Source organism: Neolewinella antarctica, from assembly GCF_011927835.1.
GTDB classification, from domain to species: Bacteria; Bacteroidota; Bacteroidia; order Chitinophagales; family Saprospiraceae; genus Neolewinella; species Neolewinella antarctica.
In genome coordinates, this window is the sequence record NZ_JAATJH010000002.1 from 1,010,484 (window position 1) to 1,028,256 (window position 17,773).

The 17,773-nt window shown below is 52.5% G+C and carries 15 protein-coding genes and 1 other RNA gene; 9 read left to right on the forward strand and 7 right to left on the reverse strand.

What is annotated here, in order from left to right:
- Positions 1-129: 129 nt before the first annotated feature.
- The 5 genes from recQ to GGR27_RS09275 all read left to right on the forward strand — a co-directional run bounded on the left by recQ (position 130) and on the right by GGR27_RS09275 (position 8,328).
- Positions 130-2,313 (forward strand): DNA helicase RecQ, encoded by a 2,184-nt coding sequence (recQ, locus tag GGR27_RS09255; protein WP_168037132.1) that lies wholly within the window; start codon positions 130-132, stop codon positions 2,311-2,313.
- A 357-nt stretch (positions 2,314-2,670) separates the two neighbouring features.
- Complete coding sequence (locus tag GGR27_RS09260; protein ID WP_168037133.1) at positions 2,671-3,096, forward strand: gamma-glutamylcyclotransferase family protein; 426 nt, start codon at positions 2,671-2,673, stop codon at positions 3,094-3,096.
- Positions 3,097-3,173: 77 nt separating this feature from the next.
- Positions 3,174-3,797 carry a DUF421 domain-containing protein gene (locus tag GGR27_RS09265; protein WP_168037134.1) on the forward strand — a complete coding sequence of 208 codons (624 nt, stop codon included), beginning with the start codon at positions 3,174-3,176 and terminating at the stop codon, positions 3,795-3,797.
- 131 nt (positions 3,798-3,928) lie between these two features.
- Positions 3,929-5,209 (forward strand): exonuclease SbcCD subunit D C-terminal domain-containing protein, encoded by a 1,281-nt coding sequence (locus GGR27_RS09270; RefSeq protein WP_168037135.1) that lies wholly within the window; start codon positions 3,929-3,931, stop codon positions 5,207-5,209.
- A complete protein-coding gene (locus GGR27_RS09275; RefSeq protein WP_168037136.1) occupies positions 5,206-8,328 on the forward strand; it encodes an AAA family ATPase in 3,123 nt (1,040 codons plus the stop codon). The genes GGR27_RS09270 and GGR27_RS09275 overlap by 4 nt, the downstream gene beginning before the upstream one ends.
- Positions 8,329-8,355: 27 nt before the next feature.
- Here the strand turns inward: GGR27_RS09275 and GGR27_RS09280 are convergent, their stop codons facing one another.
- Entirely contained in the window at positions 8,356-8,535 is a 180-nt protein-coding gene (locus tag GGR27_RS09280) for a hypothetical protein (RefSeq protein WP_168037137.1), read from the reverse strand.
- Positions 8,536-8,739: 204 nt separating this feature from the next.
- Here GGR27_RS09280 and hpf point away from each other — a divergent pair, with 204 nt between their 5' ends.
- The 3 genes from hpf to GGR27_RS09295 all read left to right on the forward strand — a co-directional run bounded on the left by hpf (position 8,740) and on the right by GGR27_RS09295 (position 11,075).
- Positions 8,740-9,126: a ribosome hibernation-promoting factor, HPF/YfiA family gene (gene hpf / locus GGR27_RS09285; protein WP_168037138.1), complete on the forward strand. Its 387-nt coding sequence runs from the start codon at positions 8,740-8,742 to the stop codon at positions 9,124-9,126.
- A gap of 189 nt (positions 9,127-9,315) precedes the next feature.
- Entirely contained in the window at positions 9,316-10,293 is a 978-nt protein-coding gene (locus GGR27_RS09290) for a phosphoribosylaminoimidazolesuccinocarboxamide synthase (protein WP_168037139.1), read from the forward strand.
- Positions 10,294-10,448: 155 nt separating this feature from the next.
- Positions 10,449-11,075, forward strand: coding sequence for a fumarylacetoacetate hydrolase family protein (locus tag GGR27_RS09295; RefSeq protein WP_168037140.1), 627 nt, complete (start codon positions 10,449-10,451; stop codon positions 11,073-11,075).
- 201 nt (positions 11,076-11,276) lie between these two features.
- Here the strand turns inward: GGR27_RS09295 and GGR27_RS09300 are convergent, their stop codons facing one another.
- The 6 genes from GGR27_RS09300 to GGR27_RS09325 all read right to left on the reverse strand — a co-directional run bounded on the left by GGR27_RS09300 (position 11,277) and on the right by GGR27_RS09325 (position 16,998).
- Positions 11,277-12,056: a GLPGLI family protein gene (locus GGR27_RS09300; RefSeq protein WP_168037141.1), complete on the reverse strand. Its 780-nt coding sequence runs from the start codon at positions 12,054-12,056 to the stop codon at positions 11,277-11,279.
- Between the two features lie 45 nt (positions 12,057-12,101).
- Complete coding sequence (locus GGR27_RS09305; RefSeq protein ID WP_168037142.1) at positions 12,102-14,681, reverse strand: hypothetical protein; 2,580 nt, start codon at positions 14,679-14,681, stop codon at positions 12,102-12,104.
- Positions 14,681-15,457, reverse strand: coding sequence for a GLPGLI family protein (locus GGR27_RS09310; protein ID WP_168037143.1), 777 nt, complete (start codon positions 15,455-15,457; stop codon positions 14,681-14,683). Before GGR27_RS09310 ends, GGR27_RS09305 begins: the two co-directional genes overlap by 1 nt.
- A gap of 161 nt (positions 15,458-15,618) precedes the next feature.
- A complete protein-coding gene (locus tag GGR27_RS09315; RefSeq protein ID WP_168037144.1) occupies positions 15,619-15,936 on the reverse strand; it encodes a hypothetical protein in 318 nt (105 codons plus the stop codon).
- Between the two features lie 133 nt (positions 15,937-16,069).
- Positions 16,070-16,210: a hypothetical protein gene (locus GGR27_RS09320; RefSeq protein ID WP_168037145.1), complete on the reverse strand. Its 141-nt coding sequence runs from the start codon at positions 16,208-16,210 to the stop codon at positions 16,070-16,072.
- Positions 16,210-16,998 carry a GLPGLI family protein gene (locus GGR27_RS09325; protein ID WP_320060345.1) on the reverse strand — a complete coding sequence of 263 codons (789 nt, stop codon included), beginning with the start codon at positions 16,996-16,998 and terminating at the stop codon, positions 16,210-16,212. The genes GGR27_RS09320 and GGR27_RS09325 overlap by 1 nt, the downstream gene beginning before the upstream one ends.
- Before the next feature lie 291 nt (positions 16,999-17,289).
- Here GGR27_RS09325 and ssrA point away from each other — a divergent pair.
- Positions 17,290-17,664, forward strand: a transfer-messenger RNA (tmRNA) gene (gene ssrA, locus GGR27_RS09330).
- Positions 17,665-17,773 lie beyond the last annotated feature (109 nt).

Below are 17,773 nucleotides of genomic sequence, written 5' to 3' on the forward strand. Positions count from 1 at the left end.
CCTTCCCCACCACCGCCATCAACTGGCCAAATTTAAGCGAGCCCAAAAAATATATTCCCAACAATTCCTACCATTCCCCCACCTTTTCACCATATTTGTATCCTTACAGCAGCTTTTTAGACACACACCATGACACCCGAACTCGCCAAAACGGCCCTGAAGAAGTACTTCGGCTACGACGGTTACCGCCCGCTCCAGCTCGACATCATCACTAAAGTTTATAAGGGTCAGGACGGCATCGTCCTCATGCCCACCGGCGGCGGTAAATCGGTTTGTTTCCAGATCCCCGCCGTGACGATGAACGGCACCGTCGTCGTCGTCAGCCCACTAATCTCGTTGATGAAGGACCAGGTCGACGGCCTAAATGCCGTTGGTATCCGGGCTGCTTACCTTAATTCCAGCCAATCGGGTGGGGAGAATCACCAAGTAGAAACCGCCTTTGAAAACGGCGAACTGCACTTACTTTACGTCAGCCCCGAGAAACTGCTGAGTAACGGCTTCCTCACCTTCCTCAAGCGCCGCAATATCTGCCTTTTCGCCATCGACGAGGCCCACTGTATTTCCTCCTGGGGCCACGATTTCCGCCCGGAATACACCCGTCTAAAAAGCCTTCGGGAAGTATTCCCGAAAGTTCCCATCCTGGCTCTCACCGCCACCGCCGACCGCCTCACCCGCCGCGACATGGCCGAGCAGCTAGGTATCCCCGACGCCGAGCAACACATTGCTAGCTTCAACCGGCCGAACCTGAGTCTGGCCGTCCGCCCCGGCAAGAAAAAGCGGGAACAGATTATCCAGTTCCTGCGCGAGCGCCCCGATCAGGCCGGTATCGTATACTGCCTCAGCCGCAAGCAAACCGAGAACCTCGCCGAGAAACTCCGCGAAGCTGGCTATAACGCCCAATCCTACCACGCCGGGTTGCATTCTCAGGAGCGCGCCGAACGCCAGGCCGATTTTATTAACGACCGGACGCTGATCATTTGCGCCACCATCGCCTTCGGGATGGGCATCGATAAGTCCAACGTCCGCTGGGTCATCCACTATTCTCTACCCAAAAACCTGGAGAACTACTACCAAGAAATCGGCCGCGCCGGTCGCGACGGTGCCGCCGCCGATACGCTGCTTTTCTACAGCTACAATGATTATACGGTCCTGAAGAGCATGATCAGCGAGAATGCGAATAGCGAACTACAAATCGCTAAGCTCGACCGGATGAAAGAGTACGCCGACAGCCTCGCCTGCCGCCGCCGCATTCTGCTCAATTACTTCAGCGAAGACCACTCCGAAGACTGCGGAAACTGCGACATCTGTGCCAACCCGCCCGAGCGTTTCGACGGGACGATCCTCGCCCAGCAAGCTCTTTCCGCCGTCTACCGCCTCAAACAGAGCACCGGTGTCAACCTGACCATCGACGTACTGCGCGGCTCCGCCCGTAGTGAGATCCGAAATAACGGATACGACCGGATCAAGACCTACGGCGCCGGCCGCGACACCAGCTCTTTCGACTGGGGGCAATACTTTAACCAACTCATCAGCCTGGGCTACCTCTACGTTGCCCATGAGGATTACAATAAAGTAAAACTCACGCCGGCGGCGCAACGGGTTCTGTTCGAGCAAGAAAAGGTCGAACTGGTGAAGATGTCCATCATCAAAGACCGACGGGAACAAGAAAAAGCCAAGACGCCGAAGCGAGAACGCGCGGCCCGTGTCGGTCAAATGAACGATAGCTTGTTTGACCTACTCAAAGAATTACGGAAAGAGACCGCCCGCGCGAAGGGCTTACCTCCTTACCTAATTTTCCATGATTCTACCCTCCAGGAAATGGCGACAACCTTTCCCGTCACCGAGGCGGATATGGCCCGCATCAGCGGGGTAGGGGAGGTGAAGCTGACAAATTATGGTGACGATTTCATGAAAGCCATCAAAGAGTCGGACGCTTACGCCGCCGAACAACGCAAGAAGGCCCGGCGGGTTGATAAGGAGCGCATCGGAGATGTGCCCACGCACGAGTTCAGCCTGAAGTCATTCCAGTCCGGAAATGATATCAAAACAATTGCCAAGAACCGTAGCATCAACGAAGCCACCGTGTTGGGGCACCTAGCTAAATGCTACGTCGGTGGGGCTGACATCGACCTGGCTCAATTCATCCCCGCCGGCGCGGCTACCTGGATTTCCGAAGCCCGCGCCGCGCTGCCCGAAGCGGAGGGTAACAAGCCCATCGTGGAATGGGTGAACGAAAAATACGGTACGCAGTCCGTGGGTTACGGAACGCTAAAGATTTTGGAAGCGCTGGAGACACGTGCGGCCGTCGGGTAGTTCATAAGTTAATTAGAAGAATCCAAGCAGAATTTTTAACACATGAAATGAACGCAGTAAAAACTATGAAGAGCTGAACTTGGCCACGGTGGAGTGCTTCTATCGGACTACCGGTCTTCCGTAGTTTACTTGGCAGTACGTCAATGCCGTGTTTTAGACAGCAAATTACGGTTGGATTAAAGTCATTATTTTAATCGAGCATCGTAATGATGCTAGCTGCGGGTAAGTCTCGGAGGGGCGTCTATCGTAGCGTGGGGTGCAGCCCCACGTTTTCGTTAGTACCTACATATTTTGGTTTGGACCGACGACCCAAACCCGGCGCGGCCCGTTATGATTGAAAAAAACACATCACCACCCATGAATTTATTCGTCTACGGCACCCTCCTTTCCGATGTCCCCAGTTCCATGGCCAAGTTTTTACGCCGCCGGGCGACCTTGCTCGGGCCGGCGACGGTCACGGGGAAATTGTATGACCTCGGTATGTACCCCGGTTTCAAAACTAGCGGTAGTGGAGAAGTATACGGTGAGTTATATGAGCTAGCTGCTGGAAGCGAAAAGGAGACGATTACCATGCTGGATGCCTACGAGGGCGTCACGGGAGAGAGCGAAGATGAATACCGGCGGGTGAAGATCGACTGTCAGCTCAATGGTCGGAAAAGTGTTGATGCACAGACTTACGTATCCAAGAACATTCCATCATCGGCCAAACGCATCGCGACGGGCAAGTACGCTAAATTTTACGCCACCAATAAAGAGCATCAGCGCTTCGTCAATGGCGCATAATCTTATTATTAGGTTAAACCGAATGGCTAACCAGATGAGTGGCGAACTTTGGGGGACGTACCTGCCTTAGCGGTGATATGTACGAATTTCTCCAACCAGACTGGGTAAGCATCAGTCAGATTCTCATCACCGCACCGTTATTATACCTCGTCGTTATCATCGGAATAAGAACGGTCGGTAACCGGTCTACCTCCGCGATGAATAATTTCGATTGGATCGTGACGGTAGCCATCGGTGGCATTTTTGCTTCGACGGTGATCATAGACAGCGCGAATCTACTTGATGGGGTGATTGGTATTTGTCTCCTCCTGGGCTTACAGTACTGCTTGACCCTGCTGGTCCGGAAATCAAAAATGGCCCGAGGTTGGCTTAAAGCCACGCCACAATTACTGGTGTACGAAGGGAAATTTTTGGAGGATAATATGGATGCAGAAAGAATTGTCCGTGAAGAAGTGTACGCCGCCATCCGCGATAAAGGGTACAAAAGTATTGACGACATCTACGCGGTCGTTCTGGAAACCAACGCCCGGCTCAGTATCATTCCCAACAAGGACGACGACCAGAAAGGCTTCTCTCTCGCCGACGTCGGCGGTCTGCCGGACGGGTTAACCAAAGACCTCGAGGACCGGGGCGATGGTGACGATACGGATGAGGAAGACCGAAAGGCGGAAATGACGTCAGCTTCATTAGTGACCGCGTAGTCAGCCCTTAGCTGAGCATATGCTTCACCTAACCCGTAAACGACTTATCTTTAATTAGTGAAAACACACGGCAATCTTTGAATTTTCGCGGGCCAATCCGTTACTTAGCCGCCCCGAAAATCCCTGATACTTTGCGCATTTTACACACCGCCGACTGGCACCTCGGCCACCGCCTTTACGACCAGGACCGGACGCCCGAACACACCGCCGCTCTTGCCTGGCTACTGGAATTAATTGAGTTAGAAAAGATCGACGTCGTCATCATCGCCGGCGATATTTTTGACGTCACGAACCCTTCCAACCAGGCGCGAGAACTCTACTACGGTTTTTTATCCGGCTTACTGAAGTCTTCCGTCAAGGGTGCCATCGTCGTTGGGGGTAATCACGATTCACCCTCCATGTTGGACGCGCCACGTCAATTGATGCAGGCGCTCAATCTGCACGTAGTAGGTGCGGCGCGGTCGCAGGTGCAAGATCAGGTGGTAAAGCTGGGTTGGGGGGAAGGCCTCGATGAAGAAGAATTAGTCGTCGCGGCGGTTCCCTTCCTCCGGGAGCGAGACGTACGGAAATCTAAGTTCGGGGAAACTACCGAGGAGCGGAAAGAAGCCCTCCGGCAAGGTATTCAGGCGCATTTCGAAGCGGTCGCCGAGGCGGCAAAATCCGCTCGTTCTGATGATACGGTACCAATCGTAGCAACCGGTCATCTCTTCGTTGGCGGCGCGACTGATGCGGAAGACAAAAAGTCCCACATCTACCAAGCAGACGAGAATAATATCGAGGCCGGCCAGTTTCCGGATTGTTTTGATTACGTCGCCCTGGGTCACGTCCACCGGGCGCAGAGTATTGATGGGAACGAGCGGGTTCGGTACTGCGGATCACTCATTCCCCTGACTTTCGTGGAAGGGCAACGGCAGCGGAGCGTCAGAATCGTCGACGTCAATAAGGCTGGAGAACCGATTTCAACCCGCAAGGTATTTGTTCCCTCCAGCAGACCACTGCACCGGCTACACGGGGAATGGCCGAAGCTGGAAAAAGATATCCAAACTCTGGTGGCGGACTGGAAAGCTAGCGACCGGCAGGGGCTTTTAGCCTGGGGAGAAGTCCGGATTAAAAGTGACGAACTCATCCCCAATCTCCGCGAAAAGCTCGCTGATTGCGTTCGGGAAGCGCTCGGTGATGACGCTGATGGAGAGCCCATTCGCTTTCTACGCGCTTCGCGCGACCGCCTTAACCCGGCACCCGCGTCCGCGCAAAAAGAAATGCGAGAATTGGATGAATTGGAACCGGCCGACGTATTCAAAATCGTTTGCGAGGCCGAAGACTTAAGCCCGGCACTAACCGAAGAAGTCACGCAAGATTTCCGCGCCCTCATTAACTGGCACCAGGACCAGGACCAAGCCGCCACCGCATGAGAATTTTACGACTACGCATTCTGAACCTGAATAGCCTGCGCGGGGAGCACACGATCGACTTCACGAAGGAGCCGCTCGCCCACCACCAACTTTACGCCATCGTCGGGCCGACCGGGGCGGGGAAAACGACCATCCTAGACGCAATCACGCTCGCGCTTTACGACCAGACCGAACGCAATAAAGGAGAAAACGACCGCAAAGACGGCACCGGGAGCGTGCTCAGCTACGGCGAAGGAGAATGCGCCGCCGAACTGGAATTCGAAAACCCGCAGGGAAGATTCCGCTGTCTCTGGACGCGCAAACGCGCCCGCAAAAAATCCGACGGTGCCCTGCAGAGCGCCAAACATAGCATCGGCCGGGTTGACGTTGAGACCGGTGAAATTGAATTGCTCGCCGAGAAAAAGCGCGAAACACTCGCCAAAGTAGAAGAAATTGTTGGGCTGGATTACGAACGCTTCGTCCGCTCCACCATGTTGACGCAGGGAGAATTCGCCCGTTTTCTAAAATCGGATGCGGGAAATAAAGCTGCCATCCTCGAAAAGATTACCGGGACAAAGATCTACCAGGAACTAAGTGAAGCCGCTTTCCAACGGAACAAAATAGCCAAGGAACTCTACGATGATGCCGTGAAAGCGCTTGAATCCGATCCGCCACTGGCCCCGGAAGACCGCGAGCAGCTGGTGCAAGAACGGAGCGAGCAAGAAACTACGCTCACCACTGAGCGCACAAATCTCGACCGTGTCAGCACGACCATCAATCAGTATAAAGAACTAGCTAGTCTTGAAGAACAACTAGAAGCGACCGCAAAAGAAAGCGCCATCCTTGAAGAAGCATGGCTCGCCTTAAACCCCGAACGAGCCGCCCTCGCACAGAGTCAGGAGGTGCAGGACCTGCGCGCTGATCTAGACACCACAGCGCGATTGGATAAAGAATTACTTCGTCTCGACGAGGAGCTCAGCCGGCTTTCCACAAGCAATGACGACCGACGAGCGGTCGTGGCTACGGCAAACAAACTCGCCACGGATTGCCGATCGAACTTGTCAGAATTTCTCGCAAAACTGCCCGCTCGGGAAAGAAAATTCGATCAGGCTGCTACGTTAGAAAAGGAGATCGACGCGGTAATCAGCGGCCTGAAAGTGATGGGCGAACAACGTGTCGTCAACGAGAAAGAACGCGCACGAATCACCGGAGCAATTGCCGAGCGCAAGACGGAGGTAGACCGGCTGGAAAAAGCGCTTGGGGGAAGGACCGCCGAACAAATCGAACTCCAGGCGAAAACGATTGAAGACCGATTATCTGATTACCGAAAGGAGATAGAGCAGCTACGGACCTGGCTCGATATCCGCAAGATCAAAGATCGAGTTGCTAAGGGTGTAGCGGAAAAGGAGACCCATGAAATAGCAATCACCCAGTATAAAATCGATCTGACTGCTAAGCAGCAAATATTAGCTAAAGCCGAGACTGCGCGCGCTTCGTGCGAGGACCGAGAGAAATTTCTCCTCGTCCGGGAAAGCCTGGAAAAACACCGCCATGATTTGAAGGATGGTGATTCCTGTCCGCTGTGTGGTGCGCTGGATCACCCCGCGTTGAAAGATTACGAGCCAGTCACGGATGCCGCTAGGGGAGAAGCGGCGATGGCGAGAGCCGTAGCGCAGGATGAAGCTACTCGGGCCAACGAAGCGTTTGTCCGCGCTCGTGAAATACTGCGTAATACGGAGCTCATCAGGACAAAAGTGCTTACGGAGGTAGAGGCGTTGGAGAAAGAAGTAACCGGTATTAAAAAACCGGCGGGTGATAATACCCAGGCCGCCGACCAGCTCATTCTTCAGATTGATGCGGAGAGAAGTAACTCCCGCAAAGCTGAAACCGAACTGAAAGAGATCCAAACTCTATTAACCTCCCTGCCCCAACTGCGAAAGGCGGAAACCGAACTCGTGAGTTACCGAGATCAAATTTCCGGGTTCGATGCAGCGGGGAAAGAACTGGACGGCAAAATTGAAGCAGCGGAGCAGATTTCCGCCGCCAGAAAAGCTAAGGTTGAAGAACTTCTGGGCGGATGCCACACCTCCGCGCACTGCCGTAAACTAACGGCTACCAAGCGCCAGGAATTAGAGGCTGCCTCGGGCGGTGCCGAGCAGCAAGCTTTGCGGCGTCAATCCGAATTAGACCAGGTAAGTACTCAGCTGACGGAAGCGAGTAAACGCCGCGCGACGTTTCACGAAGACAACACCCTTACCAAAGTCAAGCTCGGAACGGAACTAGCTAAGCTAAATCTTACCGAAACCGAAGCACGAATTCGTCTGCTCTCTACCGCTGAAGAAGCGCAACTACGCACCACGATTACCGCCGCCAACGACCGCCGTACGGTAGCCGGTACGCGCTTCACTCAACTTACCGAGGATGCCGAAAAGCGGAAACGGGTATTGGCCGGAGAACCATCGCTTACGGCGCTAACCGAGCAAAAGACAGTCCTTGAGCAAACCGTCGGGGCCACGCAGGAGACGATCGGCCAACTCAAACTCCGCCTCCAGCAAGACGACGACCGGATTACCCGAACCGCCGCGGGAAGAGAACAATTAGACGGGCTGCGCAAAGAACGTGATCGCTGGTCGCGCCTCAACGACCTCATTGGTTCCTCGGACGGTAAGAAATTCCGGAGCTACGCGCAAGCCATCACCCTCCAGCGGTTGATCGACATTGGTAACGCTCACCTGGAAAACATCAGCCCGCGTTATCGGATGGAATACGAGCCACCCGAGCGGGGCGGTAAGGAGGAACTCAATATGATCATTATCGATCAATTTCAGAACGACAATCGGCGGACTATGGCCACCTTAAGTGGTGGGGAGACATTTTTGATCAGTCTCGCGCTCGCGCTCGGCTTGTCCGATTTGGCGAGTGGGAAATCACTTATTCAGTCACTCTTCATTGACGAGGGCTTCGGTACGTTGGACGGCAAAACGCTGGACAAGGCCATGACGACGCTGGAAGGATTACAGGCGCAGGGAAAAACTATCGGCTTGATCAGCCACGTGCCTCAGTTGCGGGAGCGGATTCAGTGTCAGTTGGTGCTGGAGCCGGTGGGGGATGGGTTTAGTAAGATTGAGTTGGTGGGTTAGTTCCGCATACTCGACCCGTGTCCGTCCTTACATCGCCGCTTTCCAGAACCGGGCGCTGCCCGTCAGGCCGTGAACCCAGGCGATCGGGGCCTTGGTGGCGAGCGGATTGCGGTGGATGATCAGGGCCGGCCGGTGGCCGGCGTAGCTTACGTAAGTGAGTTTCGGGATGCGAAAGGAAATTTTGGGTAAAATCAGTGAAGTAGACAATAACACCGCGTGGTAACTTTTGCCCTCGCAACCGAACGATTGCGGCAACCCGCAGGTTTGGAAAACACGGACTATATTGTCCCTCCCGCACAAATGGCTGGCGCACTCGACTCCGTCAGGACGCCTACCGGCTACGGTTCTCATGAAAAGCTCATTTTGCCAGCCACCGGGATATTTTTTTTAAACCCAAAACTGCACGATTATATGCAAATTACTATCCAACAATCTTCCGATTTACTCGACAGCACCATCGAAGTAATCCACGAGAAACTCAACAAGCTAGAAACCTATTACGACCGCATCGAACGTGCCGACGTGTACATAAAAGAGGACGACGGCACTGCGGCCAATGGCTACAAAGTAGAAGTCCGCCTCGCCATCCCCGGCAACGATCTATTCGCTGAGAACAGCAACCAGAGCATTAAGAAGGGAATCGCTGACGTAGCCGAAGCACTTCGCCGCCAGATTAAAAAGCACAAGGAAAAAGAACAGGACCACCAAGCCGTCAATCCCAATACGCAGCAGGCGGCCGTTATGCCCGTTGATGATGAGACTGATGAGGACATTGCTGTATCTGAAGAGCAACTTTAATGGTCTTGGGTCTGTGGTCTGGAGTCTCTGGTCCGTGGATTACCGATAACTTAATACTGATGGCTCGATCTTAGCTGGTCGGGCCATTGCTTTGTCTGGAGGAAAGAATATAGCGTATAGATTAAAGACCGCAGACCACAGACCAAAGACCAAAGACTATACTTTACCTTCACGCGACAATCCCGACCCATGCCCAAAGCCCTGCGCCAAACCGATTTTACCTTCGACCCACCCGCCGAATTCTACCGGGGAAAAGTACGGGATGTCTATCGCCGAGGTGGTGAATTGTTGATGGTGGCCAGTGATCGAATCTCGGCTTTTGACCACGTGCTTCCACGAGCCATTCCGCATAAAGGGCAGATTCTGAATCAGACGGCCATGCATTTTTTGGAGGCTACGCGGGACATTTGTCCGAACTGGTTGGAGCTTTCGCCCGATCCGAACGTCGCCATTGGTAAGGCTTGTGAGGCGATTCCGGTGGAGATGGTGATTCGCGGTTATCTGGTTGGTCATGCCTGGCGGACCTATAAAACGGCTGAGGATAATGCGCGGACGCCAGTGCTGTGTGGATTGGAATTGGAGCGGGGAATGCGCGAGAACGACCAATTTCCGGAACCCATCATCACCCCGGCCACCAAAGCCGAAGAAGGCCACGACGAAGACATCAGCCGGGAGGAATTACTCGAGCGCGGTATTCTTACTAAAAAGATCTGGGAAAAACTCGCTGACTACACCCGTCGTCTTTTCGCCCGGGGCACGGCCATGGCCGCCGAGCGTGGACTGATTCTGGTGGATACTAAGTACGAATTCGGCCTCCTCAACGGAGAAGTTTACCTCATTGACGAAATTCACACGCCTGACTCCAGCCGTTACTTCTACGCGGACGGCTACGCCGAGCGCCAGGCAAATGGCGAACGCCAGACACAGCTCTCCAAAGAATTTGTCCGCGAATGGCTAATGGCCAACGGTTTCCAAGGCCTCGAAGGCCAAACCATGCCGGAGATGCCGGATGAGTTCGTGAACCTGGTTACCCAGCGCTACACCGAGCTTTACGAAAAAATTACGGGTAAGGCTTTCCAAGCCGCTGACACCGATGACATCAACGGACGCATTGCCACCAACCTGGAGAATACCGAATGGGCACTGAATATTCAGCTTCCGATCTAAGCTTCGAGACACTGCGCTAACTGAGTGATTAGATATTGGTCTACTGACACTTAGATTAAGTAGATACGTTAGGTTATCTCATAACACTGCTCCTTTACCCTCTTCTTCGCACTCCCGATAGGGATCGGGACCGCGCCCAACTCTAAATTGACACCATGAAAATTTTCTGCATCGGCCGTAACTACGCCGCTCACGCCGCCGAACTAGGCAACGAGCCTCCCGGAAAACCAATGGTTTTCATGAAGCCCCCCACGGCCATCCTCCCGAACAACAAGCCGTTTTACTACCCGGAATACTCAAAGGATATTCATTATGAAACCGAGCTGGTCATCAAGATCGCCAAGAACGGCCGCCACGTCCAGCCCGAATTTGCCCGCGACTACGTCGGTGCCATTGGCCTCGGTCTCGACCTGACCGCCCGCGATCTCCAGCAGGAACTCAAAGCGAAGGGCCACCCCTGGGAAATTGCCAAAGGCTTCGACAACTCCGCGCCGATCGGTGCGGAATTCTACGCCCCGGATAAATTTGAAGACCTGAACGACATCGCATTCCGGCTGGAGAAAAATGGCGACGAAGTGCAGCGCGGTCGTACCCGTAACATGATCTTTAACGTCGAGACCCTAATTTGTTACGTGAGCCAGTTCTTCCGTTTGCAAAAAGGAGATCTGCTGTTTACGGGAACGCCGGAGGGCGTGGGACCGATTGTGCAGGGGGATGAATTGGTAGGGTATCTTAGTTTACTCTCGGGGGAGGTAGAGATGTTTCGGACGCGGGTGAAGTAGGGTGTTATAAAGAAAATTCCACCGTAAAGTGGAAATAGCGCGATTTTACGAGCACCTAGTTAGTAGAGTTAAAGTGGCATTACCGGCTGAGTTGTCGTACTGGATACTACCGGCGAGCGGAAGAAGTCAAGGCGGGTTTGTGTTTCAAAGTTATCGCTAGCGCAGAATAAGCGCGGGACGAGCAGCCGGGGGGGGGGTAAATCAATAGCCTCTAGCTCTTTTGTAATCTTTCACGATGGTCCATCTGTCTTTGATGATGTCATGATTGGACGGCGGGTTGCCGTTTGTCGTCGTACTGCTCTCTGTTGACAGATTCTCTACACTCAGTAAAAGGTCGATGACGTACTTTTCGAAGTCCTCATCCGTGATGTACCTGGCCAGCGTCGGAGGGTGAATATTATCACCGTTATCAATGGGGCGGAGGTACTCAAAAGCATAAGCGACTAGACCATCGTCGGACTGCATCTCCATGATGAGACCCGGCAGGCCACCAAATAAATAAGGGCCGAAAGGGACGGGAATCTCTGGAGAAAAATAAGCGGTATAGTGTCGACCTCCGAAGTCCGTCTCGGCACGGTAGGAAGTATAGCCACCAATAACCACCGTATCCCCACTAATGGACCAATCAATTTTGTTGAGCTCATGCGTAAACACAAAATTAGTTCCGTTCATGGAACTGTACTCATTCGTCTCGTACTGAACGTTCATCGTTAAGCTGGTGTAAGTTCTGAATTGTTCCTGATCGGGGAAAATACGGTATGTGCCGCCTCCATCATCGCTGAACATCCAGCCCTCGATCGGCCAGTCGGGGTAGAGATAGACCGATGCGGTATCGTTAAATTGCAAAACCGTCTTTCCCGTCCTGAAAGTACCGTTCCTAGTTCCGATAAATCCATTATACGTGACTTCATAGTTCTGAGCGGATAGTGGAGCTAATGACCAGAATAATAGTAAGATAAGTATGGTGAGTAATTTACTCATTGATGAATCTTGTAGGGTTAATAGACACCGATGTTGCAGGAGGAATCACAAAGAAAAATCAACGGTAAAGTAAAAGTAGCGCGGCAGGGCCGGCACCGATTCGGTAAAAGTAAAAATATCACCCACAAACTGGCTAGCGTAGTTTGATTGATTGAAGGGGTTGTAAAGCCGCCCCGAGAATAGCACGTCGTTGTCACCCAACTGAAAGGTGCGCCGAACCCCCAGGTACAAGCCCCGCGCAACCTGCCTCCCGGACCGTCCGCTAGTCCGCAAGTAAGAAAAGCCCGTGGCAAAGTTGCCCGTTTTGAATGATACGACAGATTCAACCTCACTATTCCAGGCCGTAAACCACGCCGCCCCGTCCGAAATCAAGCGGCGTAAGCTCAGACCACTCCGTCCTTTTATGCGCCAGCGGCGGAATAGTAAAACGCCTCCGTCCAGGTTTGCCGATGGGCTCAGGAAGCGCAGCACTTGTTCCTCTTCCCCGATCCGCACGCCCGTCCGGGAATACCCGACCGCCGCCCGCGCCTTAAAATCAGATTTCAACCCGGTAATAAACTTGCTGTACTGACCACTGAGCGTGGCGCTACGTCGATCCTGCCCGTAGCCATATTCCGTCAGGGAAATATTGTCAAGGAAAGTGCCGGTAAAGGTCGCCGCGTTGCGTTGTTCGCTCACGTTAAGGCGGATGAGCGTCTGGGTAAGTTTCAGGTAATCCTTGCGTAAGTAAGTCAAACTTGCCGACCGAACGCCCACCAGCTCAATGGGTGGGGCAGGGGTCACGACCTGGAAAGCATCGTAGAGATATCCGAACGTCGTCAGTTGCCGGGTAAGATTAGGCTGCTGCGTGCCGATTGAGATGGTGCCGTTCAGTTCTTCCTCCGCTGATAACCGATGCTCCAGGTCGGCGGAGAGTTGGTAAATGAAGTTTGGCGCACTGACGTTTTGCAGAAATCGACTGTACTCACCGCCCGCCGAAGTTCGTAAAGTAGTTTTCGAGCTGAACTTAGATTGAATACCAAGATCAAAAGAGGTGTAATCGCGGTCTGCCCCAAATTTGTTGAGCCTGACGGACCCGGCGTTAACCTGCGCCCGATAAAGCTGCGGCCCCCGCGTGAGCAGCCAGCGGTTCTTGATCCCGTACGTCGCCTGATTGATCCGGTAATTAGTACTAATGTCCTGCTCCGCTATGACCGCTTCCAGCGCGGGCGACTCAACCACAAAGTCTACTGGCTGCTCCCCCGCGCCGTAAAAAAGTTCTAGCTGGGTGACGAGGCCCGGCCGCAAAGCGTGGCTAATCAGACTACGGAGCGTAAAGTGCCGGAAAGCGGTCGTGGGCGAAGTCGTGACCGTATCGCCCGGCCGCTCGAAGGTCTCCCGAAAACGGTCCTTAGCGCTGGCACCACTTACGTAAATGTCCACCGAAGTATTTTGATCCGGTGAGATCCGGTTCAGAATAATCTCCGCCTCCTGACGCGCCGAGCGCCGGTTCCAGTTATGGGTGTTTTGTAATAAGTACGTGCTATCGTCCGCCGTGTAAGTCTGCTGGTTGAAGGTTCGCTGCGCCAATCGCTTGCGGTCCGTACTACCACTGAAGGTGAGTCGCCAGTTTCGGGAGAGCTGGCTGATGTGGCGGAGCGTTCCGAAAGCTACGTCGGTGTTATCCGTATAGGCCGCCGAGAGCCCGGCGGTGGCGATGGTTGGCGGACTGTTCAAGTCCTGCTGATCAATCACTGGTTGCCGAAGATCATCGCTTTGCTGGTTACCGTAGTTCGCGCCAATGCCCTGAAAACCCAGGCCACTGGCAACATTGTCTAAGTCACCGATGAAGATGCTTTTATTCTTGCGGCCGATTCGGTAGAGGCTGGCGTAGGCACTGTATTTAATTTCCTCCCCGTAGCCCAGCCCCGCGATGATGCTTCCCGCCAGTGCAGCTTTTACGTCTTCCTCCAGTTTTAAATTCAGTACGATATCTTGGGAATTGTTGACGGACTTCAATACCGGGTTGTCCTCGTAGTGCTCAATGATTTCCACCCGCCCGATGTCGCGGGCGTTAAGATTTTTGGAGCCGAGTTGGTAGTCCGCGCCAAACAGGTCGCTACCCTCCACGAGGAGGCGGTGGAGCGGCCGGCCGTAGACTTCGATGGCTCCATCTTCCTTGATGTCGACGCCCGGTATCTTTCGCAACACCTCTTCGATCCTGCGGTCCGTCGAATCGCGAAAATCACGCACGTTGAAGGTAGTGGTGTCTCCCCGTTCGAAGACGGTCGCGCGCTTGGTGCGGACGGTCGCCTGTGGAAGCTCGGTGTCGGACGCCACGAGTTTAATCAGTAGGACTTCTGGGTAGGGTAGGGTGATCGTAGTGGTATCCGAGCGCATCCCCAGCGACCGCGTCCTGATCTCGATCTCGCCGACGTAGTCAACTGATTTTTGGAACTCGCCGCGCGCGTCCGCAATGGCCCAGCCCACCATTGAATCTGGACTGACGGAATGAATGGTGACGGTTGCCGAGGGCACGATTTCGCCGGCGCTATTGACAATATTTGCCTGGATAAGCGTTTGGGCGCTGGCGCGGGTGCCAAGGAAGCTGGTAAAAGCCAGGATAATTAGTAGACGGATCATCATCAATAACCACGTTCGCGTTTATAATCTCTGATGGTGGTGTACCGGTTTTTAATAATTACGTAGTCGGGGTGAGCAATACCGTGGGTGACGGTCATGGTACTGGTCGATAGTGCTTCCGCCCGTAATAAAGAAAAGATAACAAATTTTTCAAACTCTTCCCTAGTCGCGTATTTGCCGTCAACGGGTGGAGTCACCGTGAAACGCTCATCCTGTATTCTGTCGTGGTACCCATCGAAAGTGTACGTTACGAGTCCGTCGTCGGAGGTGATCTCTAGTATTAACCCGGGCAGCCCGCCGAAATGGTAGGGCCCGAAGGGCACCGGGAAGCTCGGTGCGAACCAGGCGGTGTAGTCGCGGCCGCCGTACGTTCCCCGTGCTCCAACAACGTCGATCTTGGAAATTATTTTCTGGTCACCCATTATGGTCCAATCCATTTTGGGTATAGTGTCGATGAAAATAAAGTTCCAATCATCGGGAGTTTTGTAGTTGGACTTGTGATGAAATTCTTCGCTATTTAAGTTTGTATATATCTTCATGCCCTCAGAATCGCCTTCGACAGTATGAAATTTACCATTGCGTTCAAAAAAATCACTTTCGGTCGGCCAATCCGTATGGATAAAAGCAGCGGATGAATCATTGAATACCAGTGAAGTGGCTCCCGACCACCTCTTTCCCGATAGTGTTTTTATATCCGCTACGTAGTCGACCTGATAATTTTGCCCTCTTGTCGGCGATAATGTTGTAAGTAGAAGAATAACTACTAATGAAGATTTCATTGTTAATTGGAGTTTGTAAAAGCGTGGGTGTGTTTTGTTCACCCACGCTGTTCGATAACTAATATCTTCGGCTAGAGTCCACCAATGAAGAATTAGACGAATAATGACTTCAAAGATAAAGATGGTTTAAGCACATAATTTAGTCAATGTCATCTTCAGTCCTAACACGCTAAAGCATATCCGCCGGCGCACATACATGCCAAATATCCAGCTCCTGATTCACGACATGTGGCAGCAGTAATTCTACAATCGTCATCGCCATTAGCGCTCTCAGAAGTGCAACTAACTACATCATTTATATTGATGTGGTTTGGAAGAAATTCATTCATTAATAAGGCATTTTCAGAAACTAAATCTTCAAAAGTAGTCCCATCCTGCAAGAGAACCGTAACCTTAACGGTAGCCTCCACGGCCACTGCTGCCTCGGGAGCTTTGAACCCAAACAACGTCATGGTGATAAGCAAAAGTAACAATTTCATAAGAAAAGTATTTAGAACGCCATTTTAGTACATACGGAGGCGAAATTAGCCGCTTTGACATAATTGTCAACATGGTAATGCCCCCCCCCCTTTAAGTTCACTATAAAACTAAATTTTTACGATTTGAAAGAATTTAAATCTGTAAAGGGACGGTCGCCGAGGGCACGATTTCGCCGGCATTATTGACAATATTCGCCTGGATGAGCGTTTGGGCGCTGGCGCGGGTGCTAAGGAAGCTGGTAAAAGCCAGAATAATTGGTAGACGGATCATCATCAATAACCACGTTCGCGTTTATAATCTCTGATGGTGGTGTACCGGTTTTTGATAATTACGTAGTCGGGGTGAGCAATACCGTGGGTGACGGTCATGGTACTGGTCGATAACGTTTCCACGTGTAGCAGAGAAGAGATGATGAACTTTTCAAACTCTTCCTTAGTCGCGTATTTGCCATCAACGGGTGGAGTCACCGTGAAACGCTCATCCTGTATTCTGTCGTGGTACCCATCGAAAGTGTACGTTACGAGTCCGTCGTCGGAGGTGATCTCTAGTATTAACCCGGGCAGCCCGCCGAAATGGTAGGGCCCGAAGGGCACCGGGAAGCTCGGTGCGAACCAGGCGGTATAATCGCGCCCTCCGTACGCTCCCCGTGCCTTTATAACGTTCATATTGGAGACGAATTTTTGCTCATCTGTGATTGTCCAGTCGATTTGAGGAATACTATCTATAAAAATGAAGTTCCAACTATCAGGGGTCATATAATGGTCCTTATGATGAAACTCACGACTCTTTAAATTCGTATATATTTTCATTCCTTCTGAATCACCCACGACGGTGTGGTATTTACCGTCGCGCTCAAATAAATCATTCTTGGTCGGCCAATCTGTATGGATAAAAGCAGCTGATGAATCGTTAAACACTAGCGAGGTAGCTCCGGACCATCTCTTTCCCGACAGCGTCTTGATGTCCGCTACGTAATCAACTTGGTAGTCCTGCCCCTTTATCGCTATCATTCCCGCAAAGCAAAGCAACAGGGTGAATAACTCTCTCCAAGAAATAATCATAGCGCGGTTATAATGGGTCTCTGCTTATTAACAGTAGTTCACAGCGTGTAATTGTCCCATACGTCTGCTAACCTAAAAAAAGGCAGGATACTTTTAGGCATTGCTCTCCAGCAAGTAAATTTCCCTTATGGCGCAAGTGATCAACTACCAGTCTACCGCCTACCGACTACCGCCTACTCCCCCCATTTCTGAAAAACCCAAAACAATAACCCCACCCACCAGAACTAATCCCACCCACCATCCGTTAACCCCACCGAAGGTCCGCAAGTCTACCCACCGCGGAGCCCTAACGGGGGCGTACCGGAATCGACAGGGGAGTAAGCTTTGTAGTAAGCACGCCGGAGCATGATTGGTTACTCCGTAAAAAATAACGATTACACTCTAGTTGGCACACCCAGCTACGCTATGGCAGCCTAATTAAGTTTAGTCTACCTAGCTTCACAGACCGCATGGTTGAGTCTCCATACACACCTAGCCGTCTTCAACCCTCTTGGAGATAGTCGCTGACCCTAGTCTGAGTCAGTTGGCGAAATTAAAGACTTAAGGCCTTGGACTAGAGGGTAACCAATCTTCCCCTCGGCTCGAAAATCTAACTGGTTAATAAGCGTGTAGAAAGCTGCTTTGCGCTTTCGCTGGACGCGAGTTCGAATCTCGCCGCCTCCACCCCATTTTAAACAGTACGCCGTTGGTAGACAGCGGCGTACGCACGATCAGCCTGAATTTACTTCAGGCTAAGAAAGGGCTCCGTCTCACGACGCAGTCCGACCTGCCTCGA

What these genes read in the sequence shown, in the direction of transcription:
- GGR27_RS09260 (WP_168037133.1), top strand. Translation starts at nt 2,671, where the DNA reads ATGAATTTATTCGTCTACGGCACCCTCCTTTCCGATGTCCCCAGTTCC.
- recQ (WP_168037132.1), top strand. Translation starts at nt 130, where the DNA reads ATGACACCCGAACTCGCCAAAACGGCCCTGAAGAAGTACTTCGGCTAC.
- GGR27_RS09320 (WP_168037145.1), bottom strand. Translation starts at nt 16,210, where the DNA reads ATGATGATCCGTCTACCAATTATTCTGGCTTTTACCAGCTTCCTTAGC.
- GGR27_RS09265 (WP_168037134.1), top strand. Translation starts at nt 3,174, where the DNA reads ATGTACGAATTTCTCCAACCAGACTGGGTAAGCATCAGTCAGATTCTC.
- GGR27_RS09295 (WP_168037140.1), top strand. Translation starts at nt 10,449, where the DNA reads ATGAAAATTTTCTGCATCGGCCGTAACTACGCCGCTCACGCCGCCGAA.
- GGR27_RS09290 (WP_168037139.1), top strand. Translation starts at nt 9,316, where the DNA reads ATGCCCAAAGCCCTGCGCCAAACCGATTTTACCTTCGACCCACCCGCC.
- GGR27_RS09325 (WP_320060345.1), bottom strand. Translation starts at nt 16,998, where the DNA reads ATGATTATTTCTTGGAGAGAGTTATTCACCCTGTTGCTTTGCTTTGCG.
- GGR27_RS09275 (WP_168037136.1), top strand. Translation starts at nt 5,206, where the DNA reads ATGAGAATTTTACGACTACGCATTCTGAACCTGAATAGCCTGCGCGGG.
- GGR27_RS09315 (WP_168037144.1), bottom strand. Translation starts at nt 15,936, where the DNA reads ATGAAATTGTTACTTTTGCTTATCACCATGACGTTGTTTGGGTTCAAA.
- GGR27_RS09310 (WP_168037143.1), bottom strand. Translation starts at nt 15,457, where the DNA reads ATGAAATCTTCATTAGTAGTTATTCTTCTACTTACAACATTATCGCCG.
- hpf (WP_168037138.1), top strand. Translation starts at nt 8,740, where the DNA reads ATGCAAATTACTATCCAACAATCTTCCGATTTACTCGACAGCACCATC.
- GGR27_RS09300 (WP_168037141.1), bottom strand. Translation starts at nt 12,056, where the DNA reads ATGAGTAAATTACTCACCATACTTATCTTACTATTATTCTGGTCATTA.
- GGR27_RS09305 (WP_168037142.1), bottom strand. Translation starts at nt 14,681, where the DNA reads ATGATGATCCGTCTACTAATTATCCTGGCTTTTACCAGCTTCCTTGGC.